Here is an 18,466-nt window from a genome sequence, read left to right on the forward strand (position 1 = left end):
ATGATAATGAAAATTAACATATTAGATGATGATGGTTTTTATATTGAAGATCACATTGAAGGTCCAATTCTTTGGCATTGGACTGCTGATTTAGTCGGTGACGGCTACTACAAAGCACAGTATCAAAACGCGGATATAGACCCGGATACGGGTGAATGGACTGGTGGCGTGTGGGTGGAAACCAGCGGACCGTCAACTATAGATATTGCAGCTCAAAAATCAGCACTTATCGCACAAGCAAAAGCAAAGAAGACAAAGTTAATTGGCGATGCAAGCGATGAAATAGAGATTCTAAAAGACAGAATTGAGCTGGGGCAAGATAAAGCCGCAGAGCTGAAACTGTGGAAGTCATATCGTATAGCGCTTGATGATATTGATGTGAGTGCAGCGCCGGATATCCAGTGGCCAGTTTCTCCAAATGACATAAAATTGCCGGTAGTTTTGACTAAAAATGAAGTGCATAACTAGCTTAGTTGTAGTGAAAAAAACCTCTGGGTTAGCAGAGGTTTTTTAATCTTCAAAGGAGCCGCGTATCTTTTGCGTATCCTTTTGGGTCTAAACTGGGTCAGTGCTTCGTCCGGTCATTTATCATAAGTTACTGGTTTATATGATACAGTCCGGTCACTGTCCTATCAAATTTGGTGGAGCTGGGGGGATTTGAACCCCCGTCCGAAATTACTACACCGTCGGCACTACATGCTTAGTCCAATCATTACATTCGCCGGCCAGCTGCGGATGGACACGCCACTGACAAACTATCCTGATTAGTTTTAATGCTTCCACCCCAGGCAAGGTTTCCACACGAGCTCTTTTAGGTTTGACCTCTCTTGATCCCCGTCCTAAGAGCGGAGGCTAGGGAGAGAGGGCTCTAAGCAGGTTATTAAGCTGCTAGTGCGTAGTCTTGGTCGTTTGCAACTATTTTTTTGCGGTTTTTTACGAGGCCACCGCACCTCGGCATGCACCTTGGGTTTCGCGAATCCCGTCGAATCCAGAATCAGCCCCAAAGAACTCAGCTAGTATAACAGAACTATGTCCTGCGATGCCAGTCACTTAACGATTTGCGTGCTTCATGATGCGCGCTTTGTCTAACTTCCACTCACGATCTCTAATATCATCGCGCTTGTCGTTATCTTTTTTACCTTTTGCTACGCCGATTTTAACTTTCGTCCAGGCATTTTTCCAATACATGGAGAGAGCGACAACCGTATAGCCTTCGCGGTTCACTCGGCCAAATAGGGAATCCAGTTCGCGTTTGTTCAACAGCAGTTTACGGGTACGCATAGGCTCGCAAACAACATGAGTCGACGCAACGTTTAACGGCGTAATTGTGGCCCCAAACAGGAATGCCTCACCGTTTTTAAACATTACGTAGCTGTCACTGATATTTGCTTTGCCTGCACGCAGTGATTTTACTTCCCAACCTTGCAGTGCAAGCCCAGCTTCGAATTCTTCTTCAATGAAGTATTCGTGACGGGCTCGTTTATTTTGCGCAATGGTTGCGGAACCGGGTTTGTATGCTTTTTTCTTTGTCATAGTATTGGTCATTATACTGTATGCGGAGGCGAATGAAATCCTTTCCCGTAAGATGCTTATGCATTTTGTCTCATTTGTTGCGAGGAATGCCTGGCAGATTTTTTGTCTGGCGGTAGATAAATGGTATTATCAGTGCGTTTTATGTCTCACAGGAAATGTTATGCCACAGATTAGCCGATCTGCACTGGTTCCGTTCAGTGTAGAACAGATGTATCAACTCGTTAATGATGTTCGTTCTTACCCAGAGTTTTTACCCGGTTGTACCGGTAGCCGGGTACTTGATGCCACTGAAAATGAAATGATAGCCGCCGTGGATGTCGCCAAAGCCGGGATAAGTAAAACATTTACTACACGCAATACGCTAACAGATAACCAGAGTATCAATATGCAGTTGGTGGATGGGCCGTTTCGTAAATTAATGGGCGGATGGCATTTTACACCACTAAGTGCAGATGCTTGCAAAGTTGAATTGCATCTTGATTTTGAATTTACAAATAAGCTAATTGAATTAGCATTCGGTAAAATATTCAAGGAGTTGGCTGGGAATATGGTGCAGGCTTTCACTCAACGGGCTAAAGAGGTCTACAGTGCCTGATATTCGCGTTGAGGTTGTATATGCCTTACCTGAACGCCAATACTTGCGCACTGTATCTTTGGTGGTTGGCAGTACTGTTGAGGATGCGATCAATGCATCAGGTTTACTGGAGTTACGGCAAGACATTGACCTGGAAAAAAATAAAGTAGGTATCTATAGTCGCCCGGTAAAACTTGGCGACAAACTCAATGATGGTGATCGGGTTGAAATATATCGCCCATTAATAGCCGATCCCAAAGAGCTTCGCCGACAGCGAGCCGAGCAGGCAAAAAAATAAGGCACAATCAGCGCCTTATTTTTTTGTCGCCCTGGGTAGCTATTGAAAGAGAAACGCGGACTATCTTGTGGCTGAGCTAACATAAATAGGTTTAAAACCTAACACCATAACCCGCATTCCCAACCTGTCCTGCAATTTTCGAATAACTTAGCTTCCGGTTAACGCGGGTTCATTTTTGATATCAGTCAGCACACCACTGCTATCAAAGGTCAACGTTAACGTTTGTTGCGTTATTTTTTCGTGACCGGGTTGTTGGCGGAAAACGTAGAACCAGGTTTGAGTGCCAAACGGATCTTGTAGCATCGGAGTGCCTAAGGTATATGCCACTTGTTGCTGTGTCATACCTTTATGAATTTTGGAGGCATCAAGAGGTGATAAATAGTTACCCTGATTAATATCAGGCCGGTAGACCACCTTCTCCAACGTTGAACAACCCGCAGTAAGCATTGCAAGCATCACAGCGGCGGCAGTCAGCATTTTACAGCGCATAGTAATCACATTCCTTTAGGGCATAGGATGACGATGATAATAGACCTTGCAGCAGTTGGAAACCTTTACAGGGCACCTGTATGACCATCAAAAAGGAAAAAAGTTAATCTTTTCTATGCAGCAAGCAATTCTTTTGCGTTTGCCAGGGTGTTTTTTGTCACCTCACTACCGCCCAGAAGACGCGCCAACTCTTGCAAGCGGGCTTTTTTATCTAACCGATGCATATGAGTTTCAGTCTCAGTACCATCGGTTTGTTTACTCACAAAGAAATGTTGATGACCACAGCCTGCAACTTGTGGAAGATGGGTTACGCACATGACTTGAGTTGATTCGCCAAGTTGACGTAGCAGGCGGCCCACTATGGCCGCCGTTGGGCCACTGATACCCACATCTACCTCATCAAAAATTAATGCAGGGGTGTCCATTTTACGCGCTGTAATTACCTGAATAGCCAATGCTATGCGAGATAGCTCACCACCAGATGCAACTTTGACCAGTGCTTGTAGGGGCTGGCCTGGATTGGTGGTGACACAGAATTCAATTCGGGTTGCCCCTTCCGCGCTAAGATGTTCTGGCTCAAATATTGTTTCAATGGTGAATTTGCCATGTGGCATGGATAGCTCATGCATGCTTTCAGTAATCAGTGCAGCCAATTCGGCGGCATAATATTGACGCTCTTGGTGTAGCCGTTTTGCTATTGCCAGTGCTTGCTGATAGTGAGTATTTACTGCATTACTGAGTTGTTCGTGATCATTCTCTTGTTGTGATAGTAGTTCTTGTTCATCCAGCAATTGCTGATGAAATTGTGGCAATTCTTCCGGTGCCACATGGTGTTTCCGTGCGAGATTTAATTGCCGAGATAACCGTTGTTCTAGCTCATATAGGCGGTTTGGATCCATATCTAATTGTTCTGCATAGTGACGTAACTCATCACTGGCCTCACTGATTTGGATTGAGGCTTCTTCTAACATATTCAGTAGATTATTAAATTGTTCGTCCATACTGGCCAGCTCGGTCAACTGATGTTTGGCAGAGTAAAGCTGGCTGAGGATATTGTTTTGTTCGTCGTCTGACAGTAATTGCAAAGTCTGCTGACTCAGGGATAGTAATTGCCCACTATTTGCCAATCGTTTGTATTCAATGTCAATTTGTTCATATTCCCCTGCCTGTGGAGTAAATGAATTTAATTCTTTTAGCTGATATTGTAATAATTCTTGGCGGGCAGTACGTTCCAGCGACTGTTGTTGGTGAAGTGCCAGATTACGGCAACTTTGGTGCCAAATTTGATAGGCAGCCTTCATTTCTGCCAATAGAGATGATTGATTTGCGTAGGCATCCAATAATTGTTTTTGGTGATCGGGTTTGAGCAGCAGTTGATGAGCGTGTTGGCCGTGGATCTGAATTAGATGTTGGCCCAACTCTCTTAATTGGGAGACGGGCACAGGCGTACCATTAATAAAGCCTCTTGAACGGCCATCAGCGCCAATAGCGCGCCGCAACAGGCATTCATTATTGTCATCGAGATGGTTGTTTTCCAGCCATTGGCGGGCAGATGGTGTATCCGCCAGGGAAAAGCGGGCGCAAATGTCAGCGCGTGTTGCCCCTAAGCGCACCATGCTACCATCTGAGCGACTCCCGAGGCATAACCCTAGTGCATCTATGGCAATGGATTTGCCCGCCCCGGTTTCGCCAGTGATTGTCGTCATTCCGGGCTGAAAATCAATTTCTAATTCACGCACAATAGCAAAGTTGTTGATGGTTAATTGGGCCAGCATGCTAAATCCCCTGTACATAAACACATGTCTGTATTTGAATACAGTATAGACTGGTTTTATATACAGTAAAGTAGCTGAGGTGATTTTTAGAATAATTTTTTTGACCAACCCAATTTGGTGCTTAACGTATTGAAATAGCTATAGTCCTTTGGATGAATAAGATTGAGGTGAAAATCACTGCGCCGGATTAAAACCTCTTCCCCTTCCTGGATGGGTAGGGCTATCTGGCTATCGCAACTGATTTCCAGGTCGCTGGAAATGTGCGAAAACTTCAGCCGGATGGTGCTGCTGCTGCTGATAACCAGTGGGCGGGCAGTCAGAGTGTGTGGGAACATTGGTACCAATACGATGGCATCCAGCGTTGGTGTTAGGATTGGGCCGCCTGCGGAAAGTGAATAGGCGGTAGAACCGGTCGGGGTTGCGATGATCAGGCCATCAGAGCGTTGAGAAAAAGCGAAGCGATCATCAATATACACTTCGAATTCGATCATATGGGCCACTTTGCCTGGATGCAAAACCACTTCATTGATTGCGGTACTGATACGGCTTTGTTGATTTGTACGTCGTACATGCGTTTCTAGCAGGAAGCGTTGTTCACTCAGGTACTCGCCTTCCAAAACGTCGGAAAGCTGTTGCAGAGCGTTATCCGGGTCTAAATCGGTCAGAAAACCCAGATTACCTCGATTGATACCGATCACTTTTATATCATAACGGGCAAGCACCCGTGCAGCACCGAGCATGTTGCCATCACCGCCGACAACAACAGCCAAATCTGCTTTTTGGCCAATATCTGCCAAACTCCCGGTGATGGCATCGGTTAAATTAAGGTCATTAGCAATCTGTTGTTCAACCATAACGGCGTAACCTCTGGCTTTTAGCCAGTGGTAGAGCATTTCATGGGTGGCAAGTGCAGCCGGGTGTCGTGGGTGACCGACAATACCAATACAATCGAATCTTCTATTATTCATTGCCGTGATTTTCCTTAATGGAGTGTCTTTTACCCCACATTATGACCGGTTCCCTTGAATCCCCGGTTTTGATCCCCATAATAAGCCAAGTAGCGAGATTAATGCTAAAACGCGGAGATATCCATGAGTAGTAAAGAACAGAAAACGCCAAACGAGCAAGTCTCGGAAGAAATGGAAAATACAGCAGAGCAGCAAGTGGAAGCAACACAAGAGACGGGGGAAGGTGTAGATCCGCGTGTTGCAGAGCTTGAGGTGCAGTTGTCTGATGCTCTACAGCGTGAGCGCGAAAGCCTGTTACGCGCTAAGGCTGAAGTTGAGAATATCCGTCGTCGTACTGAACTGGATGTTGAGAAAGCGCATAAATTTGCACTGGAGAGATTCTCATCTGAATTATTGCCAGTGATCGACAATCTGGAGCGCGCTCTAGATACCGCGGATAAATCCAATACTGAACTGACCTCAATGATTGAAGGTGTCGAACTGACACTGAAATCACTGCTAGATGCTGTAGGTAAATTTGGTATTGAGGTTGTCGGCGAGACCCATGTGCCGTTTAACCCTGACGTGCATCAGGCCATGACAATGCTTGAGTCTGCTGATCACGAGCCAAACCATGTCATGATGGTGATGCAAAAAGGCTATACGCTGAATGGCCGGCTGTTACGCCCAGCGATGGTTGCGGTATCTAAAGCGAAATCGTAAAGTACTCTAACGTTAAAAGGCACCTCGACGGTGCCTCAAACTACTGACAAAGTCCTGGTCTTCTGGCCGGGACTTTGATCTGATTTCACGCTGCAAAGCGTCTCTGCTTATTTTTTCAATTGGCTCTGGAAATCACGTTCTGTATAACCAGTATAAAGCTGGCGCGGACGTGCAATTTTGATGCCGTCATCATGCATTTCATTCCAGTGAGCAATCCAACCGATGGTACGGGCGATGGCGAATATTACTGTAAACATTGACGATGGAATCCCCATGGCTTTCAAAATGATGCCTGAATAGAAGTCCACGTTTGGATACAGTTTTTTCTCAATGAAGTAAGGGTCGTTCAGTGCGATATTTTCCAGCTCCATCGCTACTTCTAACAAGCTATTATTCAGCTTCAGCTCTTTTAACACTTCATGACAGGTTTCACGCATGACGGTGGCACGAGGGTCATAGTTTTTATAGACACGGTGGCCAAAACCCATCAGACGGAATGAGTCATTCTTATCTTTCGCGCGGCGGATAAATTCAGGGATATGCTCAACAGTTTTAATCTCTTCCAACATCTTCAGGCAGGCTTCATTGGCACCACCGTGCGCAGGGCCCCATAGGGAGGCGATCCCAGCGGCGATACAGGCAAACGGGTTAGCGCCAGAAGAACCAGCAGTGCGGACGGTCGATGTTGACGCGTTCTGTTCGTGATCTGCGTGCAGGATGAGAATACGATCCATGGCGCGTTCCAGCACTGGGTTAACTTCATATTTCTCACATGGTGTAGAGAACATCATATGCAGGAAGTTACCGGCGTAGGACAGATCGTTACGCGGATAAACAAATGGTTGGCCCAGTGAATATTTATAACACATCGCTGCAACAGTCGGCATTTTAGACAACAGACGGAAGGCGGTAATTTCACGATGGCGCTCGTTATTAACATCCAGAGCATCATGGTAGAAGGCAGCCAGTGCGCCAGTAACCCCACATAGCACGGCCATCGGATGCGAATCGCGGCGGAAACCATGGAACAGGCGGGTGATCTGCTCGTGGATCATGGTATGCCGGGTCACTGTGGTTTTGAACGTTTTGTACTCTTCTGGTGTGGGTGTTTCGCCGTACAACAGAATGTAACAAACTTCCAGGTAAGTAGAATCTTTTGCCAACTGGGCGATAGGGAAGCCACGGTGCAGCAAAATACCCTGATCACCATCAATATAGGTGATTTTTGATTCGCAGGATGCGGTAGAGGTAAAACCGGGGTCAAAGGTAAAATAACCTTTAGAACCTAAGGTGCGGACGTCGATCACGTCAGTGCCGAGGGTTGGGGATAGGACACCCAGTTCGATCACAGCTTCGCCTTCCAAATTTAGCGTCGCTTTTTTGTCAGCCATTTACAGTCTCCTTAAGTGCTTATTTTAAAACCCCTAACAACGGAAACATCTTTGATGCCCGGGGATATCACCTTATTAGCACTGCTCTGTTTTATTCATCATTAATACCCTTAGTACTTGAAGTTGTCGGGTTGTCAGCGACAACTCTAATTACGTGAGTAGATAACTTGATTTAGGGTACAGAGTAAATTGCCAATACGGCCCGCGATCCGAAGGTTTGGATCAACAGGTAGTGTTAAAAAGTTGTTAGCGATTTGTCGGATACTTATAGTTTATGGGTCATTGCCTACGATATCTATGGGGATATTGACTCAATACACTGTTGCATAACTTAAGCTTGTGGGGAAGTGTATCCGTTGACCTTTAGTGCATCATAGGCCCTATTTCTACCCTAGTTGTAATGGAAATGTTTATTCTTTGTCAAATCAGATAATTGATTTTATATAAATTGTGTAAATTGTGATCCTAATCACTTTTCAGGGGAAATGTTATCAATCAGTTTGTGTGGGAATTGTAATAAGAATGTGAACCCCCTATACTGCCGCCAGGTCTCCGGATTACCCTGAAGTAGGAGCACCCAGCGTTATACAGAACATGCCGTTTAAGCATTCAGGATGCAATGGTTAAATGTGTGATGTGAAGGGTTTCGGCTCTTAACGCTGTCTGATTCCCCACCCAGGTCCGGAGGAAGGAAAATAATAAGAGCTGTGTGGGCAAAACCGTGAAAAAACAAAGACCTGTCAATTTGGATCTGCAAACGATTCGATTTCCTGTTACCGCGATAGCGTCCATCTTACACCGAGTCTCTGGCGTAATTACCTTCGTGGCCGTCGGTATCCTCCTCTGGTTGTTGGGTTTGTCTGTTTCCTCGCAAGAAGGATTCATGCAGGCAGCAACCATCATGAATAGCTTTTTTGTTAAATTCATCTTTTGGGGAATACTCACTGCGCTGGCCTATCACATTTGCGGTGGCATCCGCCACTTGTTAATGGATTTCGGCTATCTCGAAGAGAATTTAGCTGTGGGTACCCGTTCTGCTCAAGTGGCAATGGGGCTAACCCTAGTGTTGTCAGTTTTGGCTGGAGTCCTCGTATGGTAAGCAATGCTTCTGCGTTAGGGCGTAATGGAGTACACGACTGGTTGTTACTGCGTGCTTCTGCAATCGTCATCACCCTGTATGTCTTTTATATTCTGGGCTTCGTTGTGATTGTCCCAGACATCACCTATGAAATCTGGCGCGGTTTCTTCGCGTCACACATCACAAAAGTATTTACGCTGCTGACATTGTTGTCGATTCTGGCCCACGCTTGGATCGGTCTATGGCAGGTATTGACGGACTATATAAAACCACTGGCGATACGATTGGTGTTACAACTGGCCGTTGTGATTACGCTGTTGGTTTATCTATTGTATGGAACAATTGTGGTGTGGGGAGCTTAAATGAATCTGCCGATCAGAGAGTTTGACGCAGTTGTCGTCGGTGCAGGTGGTGCAGGTATGCGTGCCGCCCTGCAAATTTCACAAATGGGCCTGTCTTGTGCCCTGATATCTAAAGTTTTCCCTACCCGTTCCCATACCGTATCTGCGCAGGGGGGGATTACCGTTGCGCTGGGTAATACCCATGAAGATAACTGGGAATGGCATATGTATGACACGGTAAAGGGTTCCGATTATATCGGAGATCAGGATGCCATCGAATATATGTGTAAAACCGGTCCGGAAGCGGTTCTGGAACTGGAGCACATGGGTTTACCTTTCTCACGTTTAGAGGATGGGCGCATTTATCAGCGTCCATTTGGTGGGCAGTCGCTTAACTTTGGCGGCGGGCAAGCGGCGCGTACAGCTGCCGCGGCTGACCGTACCGGTCATGCGTTGTTACACACCCTTTATCAGCAAAACCTGAAAAATCACACCACTATTTTCTCGGAATGGTATGCGCTGGATTTGGTGAAGAATCAGGACGGTGCTTTTGTCGGTTGTACTGCCATTAATATTGAAACCGGCGAAGTAGTCTATTTCAAAGCGCGGGCTACTATCTTGGCAACTGGCGGTGCCGGGCGGATTTACCAATCAACAACCAATGCGCACATCAATACCGGTGACGGTGTTGGTATGGCCTTGCGTGCTGGAGTCCCGGTGCAGGACATGGAAATGTGGCAGTTCCACCCGACAGGTATTGCCGGTGCTGGTGTATTGGTCACAGAAGGTTGCCGTGGTGAAGGGGGATATTTACTGAATAAACACGGTGAGCGCTTCATGGAACGTTATGCCCCGAACGCCAAAGATTTGGCGGGTCGTGACGTAGTGGCACGTTCCATTATGATTGAAATCCGTGAAGGACGTGGTTGTGACGGCCCTTGGGGCCCGCATGTCAAACTGAAATTGGATCACTTAGGTAAAGATGTACTTGAATCCCGTCTGCCGGGTATTCTTGAACTGTCGCGTACCTTTGCACACGTTGATCCGATCAAAGAACCAATCCCGGTTATCCCTACTTGTCATTATATGATGGGGGGAATTCCTACTAAAGTGACCGGTCAGGCGATTACCGTAAATGAAAAGGGTGAGGATGTTGTGATCCCCGGCTTGTTTGCTGTAGGCGAGATTGCCTGTGTTTCCGTCCACGGTGCGAACCGCCTAGGAGGGAACTCATTGCTGGATCTCGTGGTATTTGGTCGTGCAGCCGGTATGCATTTGCAAGAGTCATTGATGGAGCAGGGTACAAGCCGCGATGCCAGCGAGTCAGATATCGAAGCCTCTCTGGCTCGTATGAACCGCTGGAATAATACCCGTTCAGGTGAAGATCCCGTTGAAATCCGTAAAGCATTGCAAGCCTGTATGCAGAACAATTTCTCAGTGTTCCGCGAAGGCGATGCGATGGCAAAAGGGTTGGAAGAGCTGAAAACTATCCGTGAACGTTTGCAAAATGCCCGTTTGGATGACACTTCCAGTGAATTCAATACTCAGCGTATTGAGTGCCTGGAGCTGGATAACCTGATGGAAACTGCGTTTTCTACCGCCGTGTCGGCAAACTTCCGTACCGAGAGCCGGGGTGCCCATAGTCGCTTCGACTTCCCGGATCGTGATGATGTGAACTGGCTGTGCCATTCACTGTATTTGCCAGACACTAAGAGCATGACCCGCCGTGAGGTAAACATGCAACCTAAGCTACGCGAGGCGTTTCCGCCGAAAGTACGTTCTTATTGATGCCTGTGTTGTGTTTCTAAGGGGTAAACCCCGTTGCGGAGGAATAGGTCATGAAGCTCGAGTTTTCCATTTATCGCTACAATCCAGATGTCGATAACGCGCCGCATATGCAAGATTATACGCTAGATGCGGAAGATGATCGGGATATGATGTTGCTAGATGCACTTATCCAGTTGAAAGAAAAAGATCCGACTTTGTCATTCCGTCGTTCATGTCGCGAAGGTGTGTGTGGTTCTGATGGTCTCAATATGAATGGCAAAAATGGTTTGGCTTGTATCACGCCAATCTCAGCTTTGCAAAAAGGCAATAAAAAGATCGTGATCCGCCCTCTGCCGGGGTTACCGGTGGTGCGGGATTTAGTGGTCGATATGGGGCAGTTTTATACTCAGTACGAGAAAATAAAACCTTACCTGTTGAATGACGGCAAGAATCCACCAGCACGTGAGCACTTACAATCGCCGGAACAACGAGCAAAACTGGATGGCTTGTATGAATGCATTTTGTGCGCCTGCTGCTCAACATCTTGTCCGTCATTCTGGTGGAATCCAGACAAGTTTGTTGGCCCGGCAGGGTTACTGGCTGCTTATCGTTTCCTGATAGATAGCCGTGATACCGAAACGGCCTCACGTTTGGATGATCTGGACGATGCTTTCAGTGTTTTCCGCTGCCATAGCATTATGAATTGTGTCAGTGTTTGTCCTAAAGGTCTTAATCCTACCAAAGCAATCGGGCATATTAAATCTATGCTGTTACAACGTAGCGCATAGTCGTTATCGCGTAGCGCATAAAGTAGCTGTAGCGCATCAAAAGTCGTTATAGCGCTGTGTATGATGATTACAGCGTAGTGAATGACAATCACGGCATAATGATTGTTATAACATAGCGGATAATCATTGCAACGCAGTGCCTGATGTGAGTTTATTAACCCGGGGAGAGGATTCTCCGGGTCGCTTCACGGTAGGGAATCTCTAAAAGCCGGCATAATGCCTGTTTCTAGAGGTTCCTTGAACGGGACCGTTAAGGTCCATAACAGAGCGTGCATTGAGCACGTCGAGTGAACCGTTTTTACGGCAAACCGTTGATATTACGGTGTATATGTTAACCACGGCGAAAACTGAAGCTTCAAAGCTTAAGGGATCATGATGCAGAACGGCGCAATGAAGGCCTGGCTGGATTCCTCCTATCTGGCGGGCGCGAACCAGTCTTACATAGAGCAGCTCTATGAAGACTTTTTAACCGATCCTAGTTCCGTTGATGATAGTTGGCGTTCAATTTTTCAACAGCTACCAACAACGGGTGTAAAACCTGATCAGCTCCACTCCCAAACTCGTGAGTATTTCCGTCGCTTGGCGAAGGATTCCACTCGTTATAACTCCTCTATCAATGATCCTGATATTGATGCCAAACAAGTTAAGGTATTGCAGTTAATCAATGCCTTCCGCTTCCGTGGCCATCAGCATGCCAATCTTGACCCACTCGGTTTGTGGAAGCAGGAGTCTGTTCCAGACCTCGATCCTTCCTACCATAATCTGACCGAAGCTGACTTTCAGAACACCTTCAATGTAGGTTCTTTTGCCATCGGCAAAGAAACTATGAAGCTGGCTGATTTGTATGCCGCGCTGAAGCAAACTTATTGCGGCTCTGTGGGCGCTGAATACATGCACATTACCAACACCGAAGAAAAACGCTGGATTCAACAGCGTATTGAATCGGTTGTTGGGAAACCGACATTCAGTGATGCAGAGAAACGCCGTTTCTTGAGTGAGCTGACTGCCGCTGAAGGTCTTGAGCGTTATTTAGGCGCAAAATTCCCAGGTGCCAAGCGTTTCTCTCTGGAGGGGGGGGATTCACTGGTCACCATGCTCAAAGAGATGATTCGTCATGCTGGTAAAAATGGCACACGTGAAGTCGTACTGGGGATGGCTCACCGTGGCCGTTTGAACGTATTGATCAACGTGCTGGGTAAGAAACCAGAAGATTTGTTTGATGAGTTTGCTGGTAAGCATAAAGAACATCTCGGTACTGGTGATGTTAAATACCACCAAGGCTTCTCTTCCGATGTCGAAACCGAAGGTGGTCTGGTCCACTTGGCACTGGCCTTTAACCCATCACATTTGGAAATTGTCAGCCCGGTTGTTATTGGTTCAGTGCGTGCACGTCGCGATCGTCTGGATGAAGCACGTAGTAATATGGTGCTACCAATCACTATTCATGGTGATGCGGCGATCACCGGCCAGGGCGTGGTGCAAGAAACATTGAACATGTCACAGGCTCGCGGCTATGAAGTGGGCGGTACTGTACGCATTGTTATCAATAACCAGATTGGTTTCACAACCTCGAACCCACTGGATGCGCGTTCTACTCAATACTGTACTGATATTGCCAAAATGGTACAGGCACCGATTTTCCACGTAAATGCTGATGATCCTGAAGCTGTGGCGTTTGTTACCCGTCTGGCATTGGATTTCCGTAACACCTTTAAACGTGACGTGATGATCGATCTGGTTTGTTATCGCCGCCATGGCCATAACGAAGCCGATGAGCCAAGTGCAACACAGCCCGTGATGTATCAGAAAATTAAAAAACATCCGACGCCGCGTAAAATCTATGCTGACAAACTGACTGAGCAGAATATCGCCAGCCTGGAAGATGCGACAGAAATGGTCAACCTATATCGTGATGCATTGGATCACGGTGACTGTGTGGTGGAAGAGTGGCGTCCGATGAATTTGCAGTCCTTCACGTGGTCACCGTATTTGAACCATGAGTGGGATGAAGCGTATCCAAGCAAAGTTGAAATGAAACGCCTGCAAGAGCTGGCGCGTCGGATCAGCTCTGCGCCGGAAGCCATTGAAATGCAATCTCGGGTTGCGAAGATATACAGTGATCGCGCGTTGATGGCCAGTGGTGAGAAGCCATTTGACTGGGGGGGGGCGGAAACACTGGCTTACGCAACATTGGTAGACGAGGGTATTCCTATTCGTTTATCTGGCGAAGATGCAGGGCGTGGTACTTTCTTCCACCGTCATGCGGTCATCCATAATCAGAAAAATGGTTCTGTTTATGTACCACTGTCAAATATTCACAGTGGCCAGGGTGATTTCCAGGTTTGGGACTCAGTGCTGTCAGAAGAGGCGGTATTGGCGTTCGAATACGGCTATGCCACCGCAGAACCGCGTACTCTGACTATCTGGGAAGCACAGTTTGGTGACTTCGCAAATGGCGCTCAGGTAGTTATCGACCAATTTATTAGTTCTGGTGAACAGAAATGGGGTCGGATGTGTGGCTTAGTGATGCTGCTACCACATGGTTACGAAGGGCAGGGGCCAGAGCACTCATCTGCACGTCTGGAACGTTATTTGCAACTTTGTGCTGAACAAAATATGCAGGTGTGTATTCCATCGACCCCTGCACAGGTTTATCACATGCTCCGCCGTCAGGCATTACGTGGTATGCGTCGGCCTCTGATTGTTATGTCACCTAAATCATTACTACGCCACCCATTAGCGACATCATCTCTGGATGAACTGGCTAATGGTAGCTTCTTACCCGCTATTGGCGAAATTGATGAGTTGGATCCTAAAGGTATCAAACGTGTCGTGATGTGCTCAGGCAAGGTCTATTATGACTTGCTAGAGCAGCGTCGTAAAAATGAGCAAACAGATGTCGCTATCGTGCGTATTGAACAACTGTATCCGTTCCCACATCAGGCTGTTCAATCGGTGTTGGAACAATATGCCCATGTACACGATTTCGTCTGGTGCCAAGAAGAGCCACTTAACCAAGGTGCCTGGTATTGTAGCCAGCATAACTTCCGCGAAGTGATTCCATTTGGTGCCTCCTTGCGCTACGCAGGTCGTCCAGCATCAGCTTCACCGGCAGTTGGGTATATTTCCGTACACCAAAAACAACAACAAGCTCTGGTTAATGACGCGCTGAACGTTGAATAGCTAGTCGGTTAACATATAAAGGATAGAGAATGAGTAGCGTAGATATTAATGTTCCTGACCTCCCTGAGTCTGTAGCCGATGGCTCTGTAGCAACTTGGCACAAAAAACCAGGTGACAGTGTCAAACGTGATGAAGTGCTGGTTGAGATTGAAACGGATAAAGTGATTTTGGAAGTTCCAGCCAGTCAGGACGGTATTTTGGATGCCATTCTGGAAGACGAAGGTGCCACAGTAACTTCACGTCAGGTGTTGGGGCGCATTCGTCCAAGTGATAGTTCTGGTAAACCGACTGAAGAAAAAAGTCAGAGCACGGAGTCAACGCCGGCTCAACGCCAAACAGCCAGCTTGGAAGAAGAAAGTAATGAAACCCTCAGTCCGGCTATTCGCCGCCTGATTGCTGAGCATGATCTTGATGCAACAGCAATCAAAGGCAGCGGGGTTGGTGGCCGTATCACCCGTGAAGATGTTGATAGTCATTTAGCGAGCCGTAAATCGGCCCCAGCGGTGGTAGCTGACGCTAAAGCGGGAGCCGCTGCTGCACCTGCATTGGTGGGGCGTAGTGAGAAACGTGTACCGATGAGCCGTCTACGTAAACGTGTTGCTGAACGTCTGTTAGAAGCGAAAAACAGCACCGCAATGTTGACCACGTTTAACGAAATTAATATGCAGCCCATTATGGACCTGCGTAAGCAGTACGGTGAAGCTTTCGAGAAACGTCACGGTGTACGTCTGGGCTTTATGTCCTTCTATATCAAGGCTGTGGTTGAAGCACTGAAACGTTATCCTGAAGTGAATGCTTCTATTGATGGCGAAGATGTTGTCTACCATAACTATTTCGATGTCAGTATTGCGGTTTCTACTCCGCGTGGCCTGGTAACGCCAGTATTACGTGATGTAGATACGTTGAGCATGGCTGATATTGAGAAGAAAATAAAAGAATTGGCTGTAAAAGGTCGTGATGGCAAGCTGAAAGTTGAAGAACTGACTGGCGGTAACTTTACCATTACCAATGGTGGCGTGTTTGGCTCACTGATGTCGACACCGATCATTAACCCACCACAAAGCGCGATCCTTGGTATGCATGCCATCAAAGATCGTCCAATGGCGGTAAATGGCCAGGTCGTGATCTTGCCTATGATGTATTTGGCACTTTCCTACGATCACCGTTTGATCGATGGCCGTGAATCTGTTGGCTATCTGGTGACGGTAAAAGAGATGCTGGAAGATCCTGCTCGCTTGCTACTTGATGTATAAACTGGCTACTCGACGTATAAAAAGATAACTGATAAAGCCGGTCTTGAGGATCGGCTTTATCCAGAACACTACGGGCTTCGGCTCGTCTCAGACCTTATATGGATAGAACATCATGAATTTACACGAATATCAGGCAAAACAACTGTTTGCTCGGTATGGCATGCCAGCTCCAACTGGCTACGCCTGTACCACACCGCGTGAAGCAGAAGAAGCCGCATCTAAAATTGGTTCAGGCCCGTGGGTGGTTAAATGTCAGGTTCATGCGGGCGGGCGTGGTAAAGCGGGTGGCGTAAAACTGGTTAACAGCAAAGAAGATATTCGTGCTTTCGCTGAACAGTGGTTAGGTAAAAAACTGGTAACTTATCAAACAGATGCAAGCGGTCAGCCCGTGCATCAGATTTTGGTTGAAGCCGCCACGGATATTGATAAAGAACTGTATCTGGGGGCGGTTATCGATCGCAGCTCTCGTCGTGTGGTCTTTATGGCATCCACCGAAGGTGGCGTTGAGATTGAAAAAGTCGCCGAAGAGACACCAGAACTGATCCACAAAATTGCATTGGATCCATTGACTGGACCACAGCCTTACCAAGGGCGTGAGCTGGCATTTAAATTGGGCTTGACCGGTAAACAAGTCGGTCAGTTCACTAAGATCTTTATGGGGCTGGCAACATTGTTCCTGGAACGTGATCTGGCAATGGTTGAGATTAACCCGCTGGTGGTCACCAAACAGGGCGATCTGATTTGTCTGGATGGTAAGCTTGGTGCCGATGGCAATGCCTTGTTCCGTCAGCCGGAACTGCGTGAAATGCGCGATCCAAGCCAAGAAGATGCTCGCGAAGCACATGCTGCCCAGTGGGAACTGAACTATGTGGCGTTAGATGGCAACATTGGTTGCATGGTAAACGGTGCAGGTTTGGCTATGGGAACCATGGACATAGTGAAACTTCATGGTGGCGACCCCGCTAACTTCCTGGATGTGGGCGGTGGTGCAACAAAAGAGCGCGTAACCGAAGCGTTTAAAATCATTCTGTCTGACGACAAAGTGAAAGCTGTTTTTGTTAATATCTTCGGCGGTATCGTGCGTTGTGACCTTATTGCTGACGGCATCATTGGTGCAGTTGAAGAAGTGGGTGTTAACGTGCCAGTTGTTGTTCGCCTCGAAGGTAATAACGCAGAGCTGGGTGCCAAGAAGCTGGCTGACAGCGGTTTGAATATCATTGCTGCGACCAGCCTGACAGATGCGGCTCAGCAAGTTGTAGCGGCAGTGGGGGCTAAATAATGTCTATTTTAATTGATAAAAACACCAAAGTTATTTGCCAGGGTTTTACGGGCAGCCAAGGGACTTTCCACTCCGAACAAGCTATCGCATATGGCACAAAAATGGTTGGCGGTGTTACGCCAGGTAAAGGCGGTACACAGCATTTGGGTCTGCCAGTCTTTAATACCGTTCGTGAAGCGGTAGAAACTACTGGTGCTACGGCCTCGGTTATCTACGTACCCGCGCCATTCTGTAAAGATTCGATTCTGGAAGCGATCGATGCAGGGATTAAACTGATTATCTGTATTACTGAAGGTATTCCGACGCTGGATATGCTGGTGGTAAAAGTCAGGTTGGAACAGAGCGATGCGCGCATGATCGGTCCGAACTGTCCGGGTGTTATTACCCCTGGTGAATGTAAGATCGGTATCATGCCGGGCCACATCCACTTGCCAGGTAAAGTGGGTATCGTTTCACGCTCAGGCACGCTGACCTATGAAGCAGTAAAACAGACTACCGACATCGGTTTCGGCCAATCAAGCTGTGTGGGTATCGGCGGCGATCCGATCCCAGGTTCTAACTTTATTGATATCCTGAAGCTATTCCAGGAAGATCCGCAGACTGAAGTTATTGTGATGATCGGTGAAATCGGTGGTAACGCTGAAGAAGAAGCGGCTGCTTATATTAAAGAGCACGTGACTAAACCTGTTGTGGGTTATATCGCGGGTGTGACTGCACCGAAAGGTAAACGTATGGGCCATGCTGGCGCTATCATTGCGGGCGGTAAAGGGACTGCAGATGATAAATTTGCTGCTCTGGAAGCTGCGGGTGTGAAAACAGTTCGTAGCCTGGCAGAAATTGGTAATGCCGTCAAAGCCGTGTTAGCGCAGTAATCAAAAAAATATCAGGTGTTAGTCTGAAAACGCTAACACGACATACTGGCCACCTTTTGGTGGCCTTTTTTATACAAATGGCTGCCCAGAGGTTGTTGATGTACTGATAAATCTGTTTAATTTCAGTTGGTTAAATATATCCATCAAAATATAAAATGGTGAGAACGGCCTTTTT

General features: G+C 47.1%; 17 protein-coding genes and 1 other RNA gene. 12 read left to right on the top strand and 6 right to left on the bottom strand.

The genetic code is table 11. From position 1 onward, the window contains the following. The first annotated feature begins 6 nt into the window (after positions 1–6). Positions 7–468: a tail fiber assembly protein gene (locus tag AC971_RS19980; protein ID WP_197090740.1), complete on the top strand. Its 462-nt coding sequence runs from the start codon at positions 7–9 to the stop codon at positions 466–468. A 171-nt stretch (positions 469–639) separates the two neighbouring features. On the opposite strand, the gene ssrA is transcribed toward AC971_RS19980, so the two are convergent. Beyond that, positions 640–1,002, bottom strand: a transfer-messenger RNA (tmRNA) gene (gene ssrA, locus AC971_RS23595). 48 nt (positions 1,003–1,050) lie between these two features. Next, entirely contained in the window at positions 1,051–1,533 is a 483-nt protein-coding gene (smpB, locus tag AC971_RS19985; RefSeq protein ID WP_025383054.1) for an SsrA-binding protein SmpB, read from the bottom strand. A gap of 160 nt (positions 1,534–1,693) precedes the next feature. Here smpB and AC971_RS19990 point away from each other — a divergent pair, with 160 nt between their 5' ends. Together AC971_RS19990 and AC971_RS19995 are read left to right on the top strand one after the other, a co-directional pair. Continuing rightward, positions 1,694–2,128, top strand: a complete 435-nt coding sequence (locus AC971_RS19990) for a type II toxin-antitoxin system RatA family toxin (protein WP_012105494.1) — start codon at positions 1,694–1,696, stop codon at positions 2,126–2,128. After that, on the top strand, positions 2,121–2,405 hold the full coding sequence (locus AC971_RS19995) for an RnfH family protein (protein WP_025383055.1): 285 nt from the start codon (positions 2,121–2,123) through the stop codon (positions 2,403–2,405). The genes AC971_RS19990 and AC971_RS19995 overlap by 8 nt, the downstream gene beginning before the upstream one ends. A 147-nt stretch (positions 2,406–2,552) precedes the next feature. Here AC971_RS19995 and bamE read toward each other — a convergent pair whose 3' ends face one another. The 3 genes from bamE to nadK all read right to left on the bottom strand — a co-directional run bounded on the left by bamE (position 2,553) and on the right by nadK (position 5,637). Then, on the bottom strand, positions 2,553–2,894 hold the full coding sequence (gene bamE, locus AC971_RS20000; protein WP_025383056.1) for an outer membrane protein assembly factor BamE: 342 nt from the start codon (positions 2,892–2,894) through the stop codon (positions 2,553–2,555). Between the two features lie 113 nt (positions 2,895–3,007). Next, positions 3,008–4,669, bottom strand: a complete 1,662-nt coding sequence (gene recN / locus AC971_RS20005) for a DNA repair protein RecN (RefSeq protein ID WP_025383057.1) — start codon at positions 4,667–4,669, stop codon at positions 3,008–3,010. An 86-nt stretch (positions 4,670–4,755) separates the two neighbouring features. Then, on the bottom strand, positions 4,756–5,637 hold the full coding sequence (nadK, locus tag AC971_RS20010) for an NAD(+) kinase (RefSeq protein WP_025383058.1): 882 nt from the start codon (positions 5,635–5,637) through the stop codon (positions 4,756–4,758). A 123-nt stretch (positions 5,638–5,760) separates the two neighbouring features. Between nadK and grpE the strand changes: the two genes are divergently transcribed. Then, entirely contained in the window at positions 5,761–6,339 is a 579-nt protein-coding gene (gene grpE, locus AC971_RS20015) for a nucleotide exchange factor GrpE (RefSeq protein WP_025383059.1), read from the top strand. A gap of 107 nt (positions 6,340–6,446) precedes the next feature. On the opposite strand, the gene AC971_RS20020 is transcribed toward grpE, so the two are convergent. After that, on the bottom strand, positions 6,447–7,730 hold the full coding sequence (locus AC971_RS20020) for a citrate synthase (protein WP_025383060.1): 1,284 nt from the start codon (positions 7,728–7,730) through the stop codon (positions 6,447–6,449). Positions 7,731–8,439: 709 nt separating this feature from the next. Between AC971_RS20020 and sdhC the strand changes: the two genes are divergently transcribed. From sdhC to sucD, 8 genes are all read left to right on the top strand, one after another. Further along, positions 8,440–8,829, top strand: a complete 390-nt coding sequence (sdhC, locus tag AC971_RS20025) for a succinate dehydrogenase cytochrome b556 subunit (protein ID WP_002210722.1) — start codon at positions 8,440–8,442, stop codon at positions 8,827–8,829. After that, positions 8,823–9,170 (top strand): succinate dehydrogenase membrane anchor subunit, encoded by a 348-nt coding sequence (gene sdhD / locus AC971_RS20030; protein WP_024063162.1) that lies wholly within the window; start codon positions 8,823–8,825, stop codon positions 9,168–9,170. Before sdhC ends, sdhD begins: the two co-directional genes overlap by 7 nt. After that, entirely contained in the window at positions 9,171–10,937 is a 1,767-nt protein-coding gene (gene sdhA / locus AC971_RS20035; protein ID WP_025383061.1) for a succinate dehydrogenase flavoprotein subunit, read from the top strand. 50 nt (positions 10,938–10,987) lie between these two features. Beyond that, positions 10,988–11,704: a succinate dehydrogenase iron-sulfur subunit gene (locus tag AC971_RS20040; RefSeq protein WP_048677834.1), complete on the top strand. Its 717-nt coding sequence runs from the start codon at positions 10,988–10,990 to the stop codon at positions 11,702–11,704. A gap of 375 nt (positions 11,705–12,079) precedes the next feature. Further along, positions 12,080–14,887, top strand: a complete 2,808-nt coding sequence (sucA, locus tag AC971_RS20045; protein ID WP_025383063.1) for a 2-oxoglutarate dehydrogenase E1 component — start codon at positions 12,080–12,082, stop codon at positions 14,885–14,887. Between the two features lie 29 nt (positions 14,888–14,916). After that, complete coding sequence (odhB, locus tag AC971_RS20050; protein ID WP_025383064.1) at positions 14,917–16,140, top strand: 2-oxoglutarate dehydrogenase complex dihydrolipoyllysine-residue succinyltransferase; 1,224 nt, start codon at positions 14,917–14,919, stop codon at positions 16,138–16,140. Between the two features lie 112 nt (positions 16,141–16,252). Further along, positions 16,253–17,419 (top strand): ADP-forming succinate--CoA ligase subunit beta, encoded by a 1,167-nt coding sequence (sucC, locus tag AC971_RS20055; RefSeq protein WP_025383065.1) that lies wholly within the window; start codon positions 16,253–16,255, stop codon positions 17,417–17,419. Further along, positions 17,419–18,291, top strand: coding sequence for a succinate--CoA ligase subunit alpha (sucD, locus tag AC971_RS20060; RefSeq protein WP_025383066.1), 873 nt, complete (start codon positions 17,419–17,421; stop codon positions 18,289–18,291). Before sucC ends, sucD begins: the two co-directional genes overlap by 1 nt. Positions 18,292–18,466 lie beyond the last annotated feature (175 nt).

Origin of the sequence: Yersinia similis, from assembly GCF_001053095.1 — a bacterium.
Classification (GTDB): Bacteria; Pseudomonadota; Gammaproteobacteria; order Enterobacterales; family Enterobacteriaceae; genus Yersinia; species Yersinia similis.